Source organism: Larsenimonas rhizosphaerae, assembly GCF_026240105.1.
Classification (GTDB): domain Bacteria; phylum Pseudomonadota; class Gammaproteobacteria; order Pseudomonadales; family Halomonadaceae; genus Larsenimonas; species Larsenimonas rhizosphaerae.
This window is the reverse complement of the sequence record NZ_JAPIVE010000001.1, coordinates 834,198-849,201: the sequence shown is the minus strand read 5'-3', so window position 1 is coordinate 849,201 and position 15,004 is coordinate 834,198. Positions and strand designations below refer to the sequence as shown.

Genomic DNA, 15,004 nt, shown 5'->3' with positions numbered 1-15,004 from the left:
GCCGTTGCCCGTCTTTCCAATACAGCTGGCCGCGGTTACCGGGAGCCCCTTTTCCTGCTCAGCCCTCGCTGGCGGCCTGCAGTGCAATGATATCGCCGGCCTGGGCAGCCAGTTGATGTGCCAGTGTTTCCAGGCGGTCTGCCTGTTCCGAGAGCGCATCACGAACAGTCTGTTGCTGTTTGCTTAATTGATTTGATATATCCGGCATCTTCGACATGGCCCCATCGAGCGCATCAAGTCTATTATTGATGTTCTCAAGCTCCTGTTGTTGCGCACTCAACCGCGTCAGGAGCATGTCCTGTTGTTTTTGCCGGTTATCCTGACTATTCACTAATTGGGCCACCTTTTTGGTCTGATCTACCTGCCCTGTCTGCAGCATTTGCTGGTCATGCGCGAGTGATGCAACGCGCTGTGCCAGCGCTTCATGCTGCTGTTTACGCTGATTCGTTATCTCCGTCAGTTGTTGTTGTGTGGCAAGTTGTGACTGACGTGAGGTATAGGCATCCAGGTCATTATCCAGCCGGTTGACTACCGCTTCTGTTGAACGTTGTGCCTCAGAGAGTTCGACTAGCCGCCGCTCGATACTTTCGGCACCATTATCGACACCGTCGACAATACCCAGACGGGCTGTTAGCTGTTCAAGTCTGGTCTGGGTCTTTTCAAGCTGGGAATGCTGCCAATACCCGCCCCCCGCCGCAAGACCAATAGCCAGCAGGGCGAGCCACAGCGCCGGAGATGATTTTCCAGCCCGCCGCTCACTGGCCGCCGTGCGTGAAGACCTGGTCGATGTACGATGAGTGGCTGTCTTTTCTTCCGGATCGGGGATTATTCGCATAAGAAAGTCGTCACCATGATGGCTGGGGTTATGACCCTTGCTGAATCAATAAGTTTACTTGTATCCGTTGCTGGCGAACATGGCACCATGGCTGGAATTTTATGCATAAAAAAGGCGGGCTCATGGAGCCCGCCTGATCAGTCTTTCGGTCACTTGTCCGAGGGATCAGCACGCCGCCCGATGCCACGGTAGATGAACCCCTGATCTGCCACATACTGAGGGTTATAGATGTTACGACCATCCAGAACCAGTGGTGTTTTCAGCAGTGTGCTTAACCGTTGCCATTCAGGGTTCCAGTACCCCTTCCACTCGGTAACCAGCAGTAATGCATCCGCATCCCGGCAGGCCTCATACTTCCCATCAGCCAGCGTCAACAATGGATGTTCGCCAAAATATTCCCTGATGCGTGGCATGGCCACGGGGTCGTGTACCTGAACATGTACTCCCTGAGCAAACAGGGCCTTCAGCAGGGAAACGGCCGGTGAATTATCGATGCTGCTGGTATTGGGTTTGAATGCCACGCCCCAAAGCGCCACAGTTCGCCCGGCAAGCGTGCCTTCAAAATGCTGCCAGAGCTTGCGAAAAAGGGTTTCCTTTTTCTGTTCGTTTATGTCCAGCACGTTTTGAAGCAGTCGGGTATCGCGACCGGTATCGGACTGAATGCCGGCCAGACGAGTCAACTGATGAGCAAAGGTTGGCCCGCCAAATCCGCAACCGGGATACAGGTACTGATGGCCTATTCGAGGATCTGCCCCCATACCCTGACGAACCAGTTCTACATCCACATCAAGATGGTCAGCCAGGCTGGCCAGCTCATTCATGTAGCTGATCCGGGTAGCCAGCATGCCAATCACTGCAAGCTTGGTAAATTCAGCGGCCTTGCACGGCATGAGCTGGAAGGCATCTTCGCGTCGATTGAAGGCACGCAGCAACTCCCTGATCTGGCGCGTTGCCTGTTCATCATGACTACCCAGAAGAATTCTGTTCGGTCGCGTGAACATGGTAAGCGCCCGGCCTTCCTCCAGCATGTCGGGAAAGGCAACACACGCCTGTCCCTTGCGCTTCAGAAGCTGCCCAAGGGTTTCGGTAAATCCAATCGGGAACGTGCTGTTATTGACGACAACAAATTCCCCCTTTTCATTACCCAGCACCTGGTTTACCCACTCTTCTGCATAATCCTGCTGACTGGGCTCCAGCGCCAGCCAGTAGATGTTTGCCCGTGGCAAACCTCGCTGATCATGACAAATGGTCAGGCTACCCTGAGCACGAGCAGCATCGAGCTGGGAGCGAAGCCCCGGCTCGTTGTTCAGCCACTCTACTTCATCAAGCTTTTCAAAGGGGGTATCAGAGTGAGGCCACCAATGTACACGGTGGCCAACCATCGAGAGCGCCGTAGCCGCCGTGGCGGCGCCGAGAGTACTTCCGTGTACAATAACCTGCATGATTATCCCTCTTGGCTATAGCGCTTGAGCAGCTCGCGGAAGCCTTCGCCAAACTTGGGATGGCGCTTGGCAAAGGAAAGCGTGGCTTCAAGGTAGCCCAGTTGATGTCCGCAGTCGTAGGTATCACCCTTCATGCGGTAAGCGGCCACGCTGCTTTCCTTGCGCAACGCATCAATGGCATCCGTCAGCTGGATTTCATTGCCGGCACCAGGTGTAGTTTCAGCCAGCAGCGGGAAAATACGCCCGGGCAGGAGGTAACGACCAATCACTGCGAGTGTCGAAGGCTCTTCACCCGGTGCCGGCTTCTCGACCATGCCGGTAATGGGGGCGCTTTCCCCCGCAGAAGGTGCATCACCCTCCAGGGCTACAATGCCGTATTTATAAGCTACATCCTGCGGCACATTTTCAACCATGATCTGTGCATGGTCAGTCTTTTCATAGGCATCAATCATGCCCTTGAGGTCGTTATGGTCGAAGCCTTCACAGTCAACCAGTACATCAGGCAACAATACGGCAAACGGTTCGTCATCGCCGATGACCGAACGAGCGCACAACACTGCATGGCCAAGGCCAAGTGCCTGATGCTGGCGAACACTGATGATGGACACGTCACTGGGAACGATGCTCTTCAGTTCATTGAGCAGTTCGGTTTTGCCCTTGGCTTCCAGCTGTGTTTCAAGCTCGAAATGGGTATCAAAATGGTTTTCGATGGCTGCCTTGCTGGCATGCGTTACGAGCACGATTTCCTTGATACCGGCTTCGACAGCTTCCTGAACCACGTACTGGATGACCGGCTTGTCCACGATAGTGATCATTTCTTTCGGGATCGCTTTTGAAGCGGGCAAACAACGCGTGCCAAAACCGGCAACAGGCAAGACTGCTTTGCGGATCATTCCGTTGGTCCTTTTATGGATCTATTCAGCAAATTCAAGGTTTCAGCGAGCCTGATCAGCAGGCATGGCTGTTGTTAAACTCTAACATGATTTTTGATGTTGTCCTGTGTTGGTTGGGCTATGACGCCCTTTTCCGTCACAATGACATCGATCAATGCTGCAGGTGTTATATCAAATACAGGATTGAATGCATTGATATTTTCAGGTGCGATGCGTGTATTTCCCTGATACATGATCTCTTCACCGGCTCTCTCTTCTACCGGTATATCACCGCCTGATTGTATCGTCAGATCAAAGGAACTCAAGGGAGCAGCAACCATAACCTTCACACCGTGGTACCTGGCGGCGATGGCAAGCGTGTAAGTACCAATCTTGTTGGCGACATCACCATTGGCAGCTATTCTGTCTGCGCCCACTATCAACCATTTGACATTTCCTTTGCTCATTATCAGTGCCGCTGCGCTTTCTACATTTAAAGATAACGGTATATTTTCTCTTGAAAGTTCCCATGACGTTAATCTGGCACCCTGCATCCATGGCCTTGTTTCATTGACATGGACATGTTCAATCATTCCGCATGATGCGCCGGCCTTGATAATACCCAGCGCCGTACCATGCCCTCCGGTTGCCAGAGCGCCGGTATTACAGTGAGTCATGACCGAAAAAGGATCTTCTCCTGACATGTGCTGCATGGTGCTCAGCGCAAGGGCCGACATGCGCTGGTTATTGGCGCAATCTTCTTCATGGATAAGGCGGGCCTCCTCAATCAGTGCAGCGACGGGTGGGCTTGCTTCATCACGCGCGTTATCCAGTACCGTCTTCATTCGCTCCAGTGCCCAGAAAAGATTGACGGCCGTGGGCCGAGAGGCAGCCAATTGCTCGATGTCGCGCACCACCATGCCATACCACTTCTGCTGCCCCTTCTGATTGATCGCACCCAGCACCACGCCATAGGCTGCAGTAATCCCTATCGCCGGGGCTCCCCTGACCACCATATCCCGGATCGCATCCGCTACATCCTGTGCACTGGTCAGCTCAAGCCATACTTCCTCGGCAGGCAATCTTCTCTGATCAAGCAAGGACAAGGATACATTACGCCAGCAGATGGCACTCCAGGATGTTTTTGACATCATGACCTCAACGGGTTGAAACAATGGATTAATTGCAGGGAGCGCCTGACCGAACACCAACTCCACGCTAGAATAGGGCCATTTTATAGAAGGAGTTCTTATATGCTACCCGAGGCTGCTCAACAGGTAGATCTATTACTGGAATGTCGCTGGCTGTTACCGATGACTGACGACCAGCCCTCTCTGGAATGGCAGGGGGTTGCCATCGACAAGGGACTCATCGTGGGGTACTGGCCACTGGAAGAGGCTCGCCAGCGCGTGATGCCTGATCGAGTACATGCCCTTCATCAACATGCGGTTATCCCTGGACTGGTCAACGCCCATAATCATGCAGGAATGTCACTGCTGCGTGGCTATGCTGATGATCTGCCCTTGATGAGCTGGCTCAATGACCACATCTGGCCTGCCGAAGCGCGCTTCATGCGCGGTGATTTTGTTGCCGACGGCACGCGTCTGGCCATGGCCGAAATGATTCGTTCGGGCACAACTACCTTTTCTGACATGTATCTTGCTCCGGAAGATGTGGTCGACTCCATCGCGGAGTTCGGAATGCGCGCGCAACTCTGCACTCCCCTGATCGATTTCGACATCCCCTGGTCTCGTAATTTCACGCATGGCCTTGAAAAGACACGAGCCCTGACAGATCAGATCAGGCCCTTCCCTGCGCTTTCGCTGGCCTTTGGCCCCCATGCACCGTACACCGTCAGTGATGAAAGCCTCACATTACTGGCCAGGGCACAGCAGGCGCTTGGCCTGCCAATACAGATGCACGTACACGAAACCGCCGATGAGGTGAACCAGGGCGTAACTGCAGCGGGAATTCGACCCATCGAGCGCCTTCACCGCGCAGGACTGCTGGGCCCCGGTTTCCAGGCAGTGCACATGACACAGCTGACCGAGTCAGACATGGCGCTGGTAAAGTCAACCGGCACCTCTGTCATACATTGCCCCCAGTCAAACCTGAAACTCGCCAGCGGTATGTGTCCGGTCAAGGTACTGCTGGATCAGGGCATTCCCGTGGCCCTGGGCACTGATGGTGCCTGCAGCAACAATGATCTGGACATGTTTGATGAAATGAAAACAGCGGCCCTGCTGGCCAAGGGGCACAGCGGCAACGCGCAGGCACTGCCGGCCATGGATGCACTGGCCATGGCCACGCGTGAAGGCGCAAGGGCTCTGGGCCTTGGAGATATTACAGGTCAGATCAAGACAGGCTACGCAGCCGATATTACGGCAGTCGACCTGCAGGCACTGAATACCGTGCCGGTACATCATCCCGAATCGGCGCTGGTCTATGCCGTCAACAGCCGCCAGGTAAGCCACGTAATGGTGGCCGGCAAGCTGCTTCTGGAACATGGTCAACTGACCGGCATCGATGAAAAGGCCCTTTTGGACACGGTCGCACAGCGACTGAGCGAAATGACAACGGAGTACACACAATGACGGTCTATCGTGAAAATGTGGATCACGCGGAAATCGACAAATTCGAATCCCTGGCAGACAAATGGTGGGACCGTGAAGGCGATTTCAAGCCACTGCATGACATTAACCCGCTGCGGCTGGATTATATCGACCAGCACGCCGGCCTCATCGGCAAAAAGGTGCTGGATGTGGGGTGCGGTGGCGGCATTTTGAGTGAGGCCATGGCCAATCGGGGCGCTCAGGTCACCGGAATCGACATGGGAGAAGCGCCGTTGGCGGTTGCACGGCTGCATCTGGAAGAAAGTGGTGCCAACGTTGACTATCAATGCATCAGTGCAGAGCGTATGGCCGAGGCACATCCAGCCGAGTTCGATATCGTCGTCTGCATGGAAATGCTCGAACACGTGCCGGAGCCTGCCAGTGTCATCAAGGCCTGCGCGCAACTAGTCAAGCCAGGTGGTCAGATTTTCTTCTCGACCATCAATCGCCACCCCAAGGCATATGCGCTTGCAATTCTGGGAGCAGAGTATGTGATGCACCTTCTGCCCAAAGGAACACACGAGTACAGGAAGTTCATTCGCCCTTCAGAAATGGCGCACTGGGCTCGTCAGGCCGGGCTTGAAGCACGCCATCTCACCGGCATGACCTACAACCCGCTGACGCGCAGCTACCGCCTTGTACCAAACGATCTAAACGTCAATTATTTCGGCTACTTTCAAAGGCCGAGTTCATGAAGCGCCCCGCTGCTGTTCTGTTTGATCTTGATGGCACTCTGGTGGATACCGCTCCGGATCTGGCCACCGCGACCAACCTGCTGCGCGCTCATCATGAACTCCCTCCCCTTGAGGAAGATATCATTCGACGTGAAGTGTCCCATGGTGGCAGTGCCCTGGTCACGCTGGCGCTGGGGCATGATCAGCACCATCCGGAGCATGATGTTGCCCGGCAGTTTCTACTTGATAGCTACGAATGCAACGTAGCCGAGAGAAGCCGGCTTTTTGACGGTTTCGAGACGCTGATCAACTACTTCAAGGTGCATGATCTGCCCTGGGGCATTATTACAAACAAGCCTCGCCGCTATACAGAGCCATTGATCAAGGGGCTCGGACTGACGCCTGATGTCCTGCTGTGTGCAGATGATCTGCCTGTCAGGAAACCGGATCCTGCTCCCCTGCTGGAAGCAGCCCGCCGACTGGGCGTTGCCCCCGACGAGTGCTGGTATCTTGGGGATCACGCACGTGATATGGAAGCTGCACGTCGAGCCGGCATGCGATCCATTGCGGTAGGGTACGGCTATATTCGCGAAGGTGATGATGCCACTCAATGGGGCGCTGATCTGGTTCTGGATCATCCTTCGGATGTTGTCGATTTATTCATCAATAAATAGGCTTCAAAAAAAACCTCCATCAGTGGAGGTTTTTGAGTATCACGCCACACTTACTGGGATGACTGGTTCAGGAAGTCCTGCGCCTTGCCTGCAGCATCGCTGTTCGGATAGTCATTGACCACCTTTTTAAGCGTAGCCATGGCACTGGCCCCCTCGCCAAGCCTTGCCTGAACAAGACCAAGCTTGTACAGGGCATCAGGTGTCTTGCTGCTGTTACTGTACTTGTCGACAACGGTTTGAAAGGCTTTCTCGGAGTCGCTCAAGCGTGATTTGGCTGAATAAAGCTCGCCAAGCCAGTAATAGGCATTGGCATTCAGACTGGAGTCCGGGTAGGTAGAAATAAAACCTTCAAATGCCTGAATGGCGCCATCAAACTCCCGAGACTTGACCTTCGCAAAGGCGTCCTGGTAAGCCTGTTGCGCGTCCTGCTGGCCACTGGCACCTGTACTGGCGGATGACTGGCCGGCTGCAGCATTGACAGGATCTTCAGGCGTGCCTGCATTGCTGTCAGCACTGTTTGAGCTGGTATCCAGACGCTGTTCCAGATCCATGTAACGCTGCTGGGATAATTGCTTTTGCTCATCGAGCTGGTGTCTCAGCTCTTCTATCTGGCCACGAAGCTCATTGATGGCATCGCGCTGCGTCTGCAGCTGATTGAAGGTTTCAAGCCCGCCTGAAGCAGTCGCGGTCTGATCATAAAGTGAATTTGATTGTGCGGCCTGCGCCAGGGGGAGCCCCCAAACGGACAGCGGGAGCACAAGGGCTCCCGCGCCGCACAGTCTTTTCAGACTGTATTTCATGCAATACTCCGCGTCTTAGTAATCGAAGACAACGCGACGGTTTTTCTCGTAGGCGCTTTCGGAATGCCCTTGAACTGCCGGACGCTCTTCGCCATAGCTGACAACTTCCATCTGGGACGCAGGTACGCCCTGCATGACCAGGTACTGCTTGACAGCATTGGCACGACGCTCGCCGAGGGCCAGGTTGTATTCGCGGGTACCGCGCTCGTCAGCATAGCCCTGCAGGACAACGCTGGCGTTCTGATTGGCCTTCAGGTATGCCGCGTGGCCATTCAGGACCTGCTCGTACTGGGACTGAATGGTGTCCTGGTCGAAATTGAAGTAAACGGTCATGACGCTGGGCATCTGAACGTTCATGTTCTGTCCGTCCATGCTCTGGCTGCTGTCGCCGGAGATGGTAGAGGAACCACTGGACATACCGCTTCCTGCGCCGTCCTGAGTGCCACCACCGCTGGAGCAACCTGCAATCATTGCAAATGAAAGTGCTGCGGCCAGAGTCTTGGCTGAAGTGGTAAACTGCATGTGAACTCTCCTTGCTCTTGGAAAAAAACCACAAAATCTAACGTAGTAAATCAGTTCGTGTAAGGCGACCATGCCGGCTCACGAACATTCCCTTTTGTTGACGGGATAACAAACTCGGCCTTGCCATCATCAGAGACCAGACCAAGAACACCTTGTGTTCCCCGCTGAGTGGCATATTCCACCATTGTTCCATTCGGTGCAATGGTCGGCGCCTCATCCCAGTGAGTTTTTGTCAAGATTGTAACTCGTCCTGTATCAAGATCCTGACGCGCAATCCTGTAACCGCCGTTATCCCTGGTCACCATGAACACGCGCTTGCCATCAGGACTGTAGTGACCACCGGCATTATAGTTGCCGGTAAAGGTCAGCCGCGTGGCGCTGCCCCCGCCAAAGGTATACTCATAGAGCTGGGGTGCGCCGCTACGATCTGAAGTAAAGAGTAACTTCCGGCCATCAGGCGACCAGCTTGGTTCAGTGTTGATGGCGCTGCTATTGGTGATACGCGTCAGACCTCGGGTGGCCAGATCCATGATATAGATTTCAGGATGACCATCCTTGGACAGGGACATGGCGAGGCGCTTGCCGTCCGGCGACCAGGCCGGTGCACCGTTGATGCCCTTGAAGGAGGTCAGCTTGACGCGCTTGCCGCTGGCGAGCTGCTGTACATAAATGGCAGGTCGTCCACCTTCAAAGGACACATAAGCAATCTTCTGACCATCAGGTGACCAGGCCGGCGACAGGATCGGCTCGCTGGAACTCAGTATCTGCCGTGAGTTGTAACCGTCATAATCCGCGACATTCAGTGTGAAGTGCATGTTCTTGTCGGCACCGGTAGCACTGACATAGGCAATACGCGTCGAAAAGGCACCACGAACATCGGTGATCTTCTTGTAGATCTGATCGGAAATGTAGTGTGCACTGGCACGGAGCTGATTCTGGGAGGCACTGACAAACTGACCCAGCAGGCGCGTCTGGCCAAGGACGTCATGCAGCTCGTAACTGACCTTGTACCCGCCATTTTGTGGTTCGATGCGTCCGACTACCACATAGTTGGCGTTGACCATTTTCCAGTCACTGTAATTGATGGCATCACCGCTGCCGGGCAACGCGATCAGGTCCTGACGGGCCAGTGGATCAAAACGACCACTGTGTTCAAGATCATCAGCGACTACCTGAGCCATATCAACACTCGGTGACGCCCCATCCGTCTTGAACGGTACCACGGCGATCGGGATGGCCTGGGCATTGCCCTTGGTAATTTCAATCGTGAGGTCGTTGGCAGCAAGTGCTGCACGACTCATCAGCAAGAGGCAGGTCATTACTGCCAGCGCGTTAAACATCCGTTTCATCAGCGCACATCCTCCGGATTAAACAGCAAATTGAATTCCCTGAACTGCCGCTGCTGCGATGACGGCAATTGCTGCAGCTCCTTGAACGGAGCAGCCTGCTGTACAGCACGTATTGCCGACTGATCAAAGGCCTGGTCACCACTGCTACGTATTACACGCACATCGATCAATTCGCCTGTCGGCAACAGTTTGAGCGTTAGTGTAGCCTGTGTGCCCTTTGCCACATTATCAGGCTGACGCCATGCCTGCTCAACGTACCGGCGCACCAGGTTCTTGAAACCATTGGCAGCTTCTCGCCCCTGTTTTGCATTGGCAATGGACTGCTGCTCATCACTTACTGCGCTGCCGAATGCGTCCTGACTTGCGGCAGCGGCTGCAGCGGCAAGCCGTTTTTCACGGTCGGCTTTCTTCTTCGCTTCGGCTTCGGCTTTCTTCTTCGCTTCGGCTTCAGCTTTCTTCTTCGCTTCGGCTTCGGCTTTCTTCTTCGCTTCGGCTTCGGCTTTTTTCTTCGCTTCGGCTTCGGCTTTCTTCTTCGCTTCGGCTTCGGCTTTCTTCTTCGCTTCGGCTTCAGCTTTCTTCTTCGCTTCGGCTTCGGCTTTCTTCTTCGCTTCGGCTTCAGCTTTCTTCTTCGCTTCGGCTTCGGCTTTCTTCTTCGCTTCGGCTTCGGCTTTTTTCTTCGCTTCGGCTTCGGCGGCGGCCTTCTGCTTGGCTTCGGCTTCAGCGGCGGCCTTCTGCTTGGCTTCGGCTTCAGCGGCGGCCTTCTGTTTGGCTTTGGCTTCAGCGGTGGCCTTCTGCCTGGCTTCGGCTTCAGCGGCGGCCTTCTGTTTGGCTTTGGCTTCAGCGGTGGCCTTCTGCCTGGCTTCGGCTTCAGCGGCGGCCTTCTGCCTGGCTTCGGCTTCAGCGGCGGCCTTCTGTTTAGCCTCCGCGTCTTCACGTTGCTTCAAATCAACCGCTGCAGCATCCGTATCCGGTGTCGTGTCAGGCGCAGCGGTATCCGTGTCCGGCTCAGGGGTTTCCGAACGCTCTGCCGGCGCATCTGGGGTGGCAGTGCCTTTGGCTTCCTCTGGGCGTTGAGCCTGATCGGTCACCGTCTCCATTTGCACCAGCGTCGCATTGACGATGGCATTGGACGTTTCTTCTGGAGTTTTCTGTGGCCATGTCCAGATCGATAGCCCCAGTATTCCGCCATGTATACACAGGGCTAGAATGGTTGGGAGCACATAGCCTGGCTGGCGCGGCTGATTCGCCATGGTAGTTACCCTGTCACTGACCGCTGGGTGGATCTGAAATCAACCCGACATTGGGCACACCCGCTGTCTGGAGCGTGCTCATCAAGGTCACGATCTGACCGTAGGTTGCGTTGGTATCACCGCGCACCATGACCGGTGTTCCCGGAGTACGCTTGATGACCTTCACGACCTGCTCTCCCAGACCATCCAGCGTCACGGGCTCTTCATGATCCCCCAGGTTCAGGTAATAGTTGCCTTCCCTGTCTACGGACACGATCAGGGGATCAGCCTGATTTTCAATCGGGCTGGAGCTGACTTTTGGTAACTCGACATCAACGCCCTGGGTCATCATTGGTGCGGTAATCATGAAGATGATCAACAGCACCAGCATGACATCAATGAAAGGCACCACATTGATTTCACTGGACAGCTTGCGCCGCTTTCGGCGGTTGTAAGGGCCTTGCATGATCAGTGCTCCCGAGCATCGTCCTGAGCGCGCGACTGGACGTTACGATGCAAAATGGAATGGAACTCTTCGGCAAAATCTTCAAGACGGCCCAGTTGACGATCACTTTTGGTCGACAGGCGGTTATAGAAGATAACAGCGGGAATGGCCGCAAACAGGCCCATGGCCGTGGCAACCAGAGCTTCAGCTATCCATGGCGCGACTGTGGCAAGCGTCGCCTGCTGTGCATTGGCCAGTGCCTGAAAGGAACCCATGATGCCCCAGACCGTACCGAAAAGGCCGATATAGGGACTGGCCGAGCTGATGGTCGCCAGGATGGGGAGATGCTCATTCAATCGCTCTTCCTCACGGGAAAGGGCAACCCGCATGGCACGCTGCACACCATCCATCACATCCTGATTGCTGCGGGCCTTGGGCATCAAACGATTGAATTCACGGAAGCCGGCACGAAAGACATGTGCAGCACCGGTAGCCCCTTCAGACGGCACGTCACGATACAGCTCATTGAGATCAACGCCTGACCAGAATCGTTCTTCGAACGTATCGTACTGACGACGCTCGGCACGCAGAGCGAAGGTCTTTCGGAAAATCAATATCCAGGACAGCACCGAGGCGGCCAGAAGGATCAACATGACCACCTGAACAATCAGGCTGGCATGCAGGAAAAGGGAAACAATGGACATCGAATCGTTCACGGGGGGTCCTCGTCAGGGCTGCGTTAACAGGTCGTTTTTCAAAGCAGTTTCAAGTACACCCGGCCAGCGCGTCGGGCGCAGCCGCTCGGTATCTATACAGGCAATGTCGACCTCGGCGGAAAACAGATGTTCCCCCTTGCGGTCAATTTGCTGGTCGAAGGTGACCGCACAGGCGGAAAGTCCCTTGACGGTCGTTGTAACTTCAAGCGCATCGTCCAGTCGGGCCGGCCTGATGAAGCGACAGGAGAGACTTCGTACCACAAGCTGCACCTGCGAGCCCATCAGCGACTGCTGCTCAAATCCCAGTGTGCGCAGCCACTCGGTACGGCCGCGCTCCAGAAAATTGAGGTAACGGGCGTGGTACACAATCCCGCCGGCATCGGTATCCTCGATATAGACTCTCAACGAGAACGTATGGGACATGATCTTCCTTGTATCTACAGGGACTCATCAGGTGCCTGTGAGGGCACCGCAATCTCGAAATGCTCATAGGCAAGCCGGGTGACCATACGTCCTCGAGGCGTACGCAGCATGAAGCCCTGCTGAATCAGATATGGCTCCAGCACATCTTCAATCGTATCGCGCTCTTCACTGATGGCCGCCGCCAGACTTTCTACCCCGACCGGCCCACCGTCGAACTTTTCGATCATGGTCAGCAGCAGGCGGCGGTCCATGTGATCAAGCCCGAGGCGATCCACATGCAGCATATTGAGTGCTGTATCGGCAATACCGGCAGTCAATCGGCCATCGCCCTTGACCTGAGCTACATCCCTGACCCTGCGCAGCAGCCGATTGGCAATCCTGGGCGTGCCTCGTGCCCTGCGGGCAATTTCAAGCGCGCCCGGAGCATCACTGTCCATGTCAAGCAGCCGCGCCGAGCGCGAGACGATCTGACTGAGATCATCCACTGCATAAAATTCAAGGCGCTGAACGATACCAAACCGGTCACGCAGCGGCGATGTCAGAAGACCGGCTCGCGTGGTGGCGCCTACCAGAGTAAATCTGGGCAGATCGATCTTGATCGAACGGGCTGCCGGGCCTTCGCCGATCATGATGTCGAGCTGAAAATCTTCCATGGCCGGGTAAAGCACTTCTTCGATGTGCGCTGACAACCTGTGAATCTCATCGATGAAAAGCACGTCGCCTTCATTGAGACTGGTCAGCAAGGCTGCAAGATCTCCGGCCTTTTCCAATACAGGCCCGGACGTCGATGTCAGCTCACCGCCCATCTCGGTGGCGATGATATTGGCCAGTGTGGTCTTGCCCAGCCCGGGCGGCCCGAAAATCAACGTGTGATCCAGTGCATCACTGCGCTGCCGAGCCGCTTCAATAAAAATACCCAACTGCTCCCGTACCCGTGGCTGGCCAATGTAATCAGCCAGGCGCCTGGGACGAATGGCATGATCAACACGTGCCTCGCTGCTGTCGGCTCGCGGACTGATCAAACGATCGGACTCGATCATGTTCAGCGTCCTGTAGCCATTTTGCGGGTCAGCGCTGCCTTGATGAGCGCTTCGGTAGCCTGCTCGACGTCCAGATCAGCCAGCATTCTGGCAGCCTCCGTGGGCTTGTACCCCAGAGCAATCAGCGCCGATTCCGCATCAGCATAGTTGTTGCCGGCGGCAGGGATATCCTGTCCACCCTGCTCGGCGTACAGGTCGTTACCAGACGTCCAGCGGGACAGGCGATCACGTAATTCAATGATCAAACGCTCCGCGGTTTTCTTGCCCACACCGGGCAGGCGCGTCAGCGCCTTGCTGTCTTCATCATGAACACACTGGATCAACATCTCGCGTTCCATGCCGGACAGAATGGTCAGTGCCAGCCGCGGACCTACGCCGGAGATACGAATCAGCTCACGGAACAACAGCCGTTCCTGCTCGTGGGAAAAGCCATACAGCAGATGCGCGTCTTCCCTAACAGCCAGATGGGTATAAAACATCGCCGTCTGGCCAGGTTCCGGTGCAGCGATCAGCGTATTCATGGACGCTTCCAGCTCATAGCCGACTCCGTGGACGTCAATGACCACATAGGGAGGGCTCTTTTCGATAATCGTTCCGTACAGACGGCCAATCATTGCTTGAAATTCCAGTGCTTAGGGCATGTGCAAGCCGTCACTATACTGGCGGCCCGAGTCAATGACCAGACAGGCTGCGTTACACCAGGTATTTCATGTCACCCCTGGTAATTACGCCAGCTGCCACGCCCGGCGCCTCGGCGTTTTTCACTGTGAGAGCGACCGGACACACCACGTGAGGAGTAATGGTGTGTCAGTGCAATGGCAAGCGCATCCGCGCCATCACTTTGCAGTGGTCCATCGATGCCCAGTGTCAACGTGACCATCTGCTCTACCTGGTGCTTGTCCGCGTTACCGTGGCCGGCAATGGTTTGCTTGACCAGTCGCGCAGCATATTCTGACACCGGAAGGCCATGGTTGGCGCCGCAGACGATGGCAGCGCCGCGCGCCTGACCAAGCTTGAGCGCGGAATCGGCATTCTTGGCCATGAATACCTGTTCAATGGCCAGCTCTTCAGGCCGGTGCATGGCAATAAGCTCGGCCACGCCGGCATAAACCTGGGCCAGCTTCTGTGGCAGGTTATCTGCCGTGATCCGAATACACCCGCTGTCGATGTAGGCAAGCGATGTGCCTTCGACACGGATGACACCAAAACCGGTTCGTATCGACCCTGGATCAATACCGAGAATAATCATGACGTCGTTTTATACTCCCTGTCAGCCTTGCCCTTGCCGGCAAGCGTCCGGTACTCGGCATTCAAGGGCCGAAAACCGGATTGAAGTGATACTGGCGCTATAAACAAGGACGCCGCTCACGG

General features: G+C 55.3%; 17 protein-coding genes. 3 read left to right on the top strand and 14 right to left on the bottom strand.

Annotated features, from left to right (window positions below; genetic code table 11):
- Positions 1-58: 58 nt before the first annotated feature.
- The 4 genes from OQ287_RS03975 to mtnA form a co-directional block, all read right to left on the bottom strand.
- Positions 59-835 carry a hypothetical protein gene (locus tag OQ287_RS03975; RefSeq protein ID WP_265895663.1) on the bottom strand — a complete coding sequence of 259 codons (777 nt, stop codon included), beginning with the start codon at positions 833-835 and terminating at the stop codon, positions 59-61.
- A gap of 149 nt (positions 836-984) precedes the next feature.
- Entirely contained in the window at positions 985-2,277 is a 1,293-nt protein-coding gene (locus OQ287_RS03970; RefSeq protein WP_250936810.1) for a nucleotide sugar dehydrogenase, read from the bottom strand.
- A gap of 2 nt (positions 2,278-2,279) precedes the next feature.
- Entirely contained in the window at positions 2,280-3,170 is an 891-nt protein-coding gene (galU, locus tag OQ287_RS03965) for a UTP--glucose-1-phosphate uridylyltransferase GalU (protein WP_250936793.1), read from the bottom strand.
- 74 nt (positions 3,171-3,244) lie between these two features.
- Entirely contained in the window at positions 3,245-4,366 is a 1,122-nt protein-coding gene (gene mtnA / locus OQ287_RS03960) for an S-methyl-5-thioribose-1-phosphate isomerase (RefSeq protein ID WP_322974093.1), read from the bottom strand.
- Between the two features lie 36 nt (positions 4,367-4,402).
- Here mtnA and OQ287_RS03955 point away from each other — a divergent pair, with 36 nt between their 5' ends.
- From OQ287_RS03955 to OQ287_RS03945, 3 genes are read left to right on the top strand one after another with little or no spacing between them, the layout of a single operon-like run.
- Positions 4,403-5,743: a TRZ/ATZ family hydrolase gene (locus OQ287_RS03955; RefSeq protein ID WP_265895660.1), complete on the top strand. Its 1,341-nt coding sequence runs from the start codon at positions 4,403-4,405 to the stop codon at positions 5,741-5,743.
- Complete coding sequence (gene ubiG / locus OQ287_RS03950; RefSeq protein ID WP_265895659.1) at positions 5,740-6,456, top strand: bifunctional 2-polyprenyl-6-hydroxyphenol methylase/3-demethylubiquinol 3-O-methyltransferase UbiG; 717 nt, start codon at positions 5,740-5,742, stop codon at positions 6,454-6,456. The genes OQ287_RS03955 and ubiG overlap by 4 nt, the downstream gene beginning before the upstream one ends.
- Complete coding sequence (locus tag OQ287_RS03945) at positions 6,453-7,109, top strand: HAD-IA family hydrolase (RefSeq protein ID WP_250936781.1); 657 nt, start codon at positions 6,453-6,455, stop codon at positions 7,107-7,109. The genes ubiG and OQ287_RS03945 overlap by 4 nt, the downstream gene beginning before the upstream one ends.
- A gap of 50 nt (positions 7,110-7,159) precedes the next feature.
- On the opposite strand, the gene ybgF is transcribed toward OQ287_RS03945, so the two are convergent.
- The 10 genes from ybgF to ruvC form a co-directional block, all read right to left on the bottom strand.
- On the bottom strand, positions 7,160-7,909 hold the full coding sequence (gene ybgF, locus OQ287_RS03940) for a tol-pal system protein YbgF (protein WP_265895658.1): 750 nt from the start codon (positions 7,907-7,909) through the stop codon (positions 7,160-7,162).
- Positions 7,910-7,924: 15 nt separating this feature from the next.
- Positions 7,925-8,431 carry a peptidoglycan-associated lipoprotein Pal gene (gene pal, locus OQ287_RS03935; RefSeq protein ID WP_250936779.1) on the bottom strand — a complete coding sequence of 169 codons (507 nt, stop codon included), beginning with the start codon at positions 8,429-8,431 and terminating at the stop codon, positions 7,925-7,927.
- 50 nt (positions 8,432-8,481) lie between these two features.
- Entirely contained in the window at positions 8,482-9,771 is a 1,290-nt protein-coding gene (tolB, locus tag OQ287_RS03930) for a Tol-Pal system beta propeller repeat protein TolB (RefSeq protein WP_407658239.1), read from the bottom strand.
- A gap of 8 nt (positions 9,772-9,779) precedes the next feature.
- Complete coding sequence (gene tolA, locus OQ287_RS03925) at positions 9,780-11,030, bottom strand: cell envelope integrity protein TolA (RefSeq protein WP_265895657.1); 1,251 nt, start codon at positions 11,028-11,030, stop codon at positions 9,780-9,782.
- A gap of 13 nt (positions 11,031-11,043) precedes the next feature.
- Positions 11,044-11,475: a protein TolR gene (tolR, locus tag OQ287_RS03920; protein WP_250936776.1), complete on the bottom strand. Its 432-nt coding sequence runs from the start codon at positions 11,473-11,475 to the stop codon at positions 11,044-11,046.
- 2 nt (positions 11,476-11,477) lie between these two features.
- Entirely contained in the window at positions 11,478-12,170 is a 693-nt protein-coding gene (gene tolQ, locus OQ287_RS03915; RefSeq protein WP_250936775.1) for a protein TolQ, read from the bottom strand.
- A gap of 12 nt (positions 12,171-12,182) precedes the next feature.
- Positions 12,183-12,593 carry a tol-pal system-associated acyl-CoA thioesterase gene (gene ybgC, locus OQ287_RS03910; RefSeq protein WP_265895656.1) on the bottom strand — a complete coding sequence of 137 codons (411 nt, stop codon included), beginning with the start codon at positions 12,591-12,593 and terminating at the stop codon, positions 12,183-12,185.
- 14 nt (positions 12,594-12,607) lie between these two features.
- Entirely contained in the window at positions 12,608-13,633 is a 1,026-nt protein-coding gene (gene ruvB, locus OQ287_RS03905; RefSeq protein WP_250936773.1) for a Holliday junction branch migration DNA helicase RuvB, read from the bottom strand.
- Between the two features lie 2 nt (positions 13,634-13,635).
- The gene (gene ruvA / locus OQ287_RS03900) at positions 13,636-14,247 is read right to left on the bottom strand and encodes a Holliday junction branch migration protein RuvA (RefSeq protein ID WP_250936772.1); all 612 of its coding nucleotides are present in this window, start codon (positions 14,245-14,247) and stop codon (positions 13,636-13,638) included.
- A 98-nt stretch (positions 14,248-14,345) separates the two neighbouring features.
- The gene (gene ruvC, locus OQ287_RS03895) at positions 14,346-14,882 is read right to left on the bottom strand and encodes a crossover junction endodeoxyribonuclease RuvC (protein ID WP_265895654.1); all 537 of its coding nucleotides are present in this window, start codon (positions 14,880-14,882) and stop codon (positions 14,346-14,348) included.
- Positions 14,883-15,004: the final 122 nt, after the last annotated feature.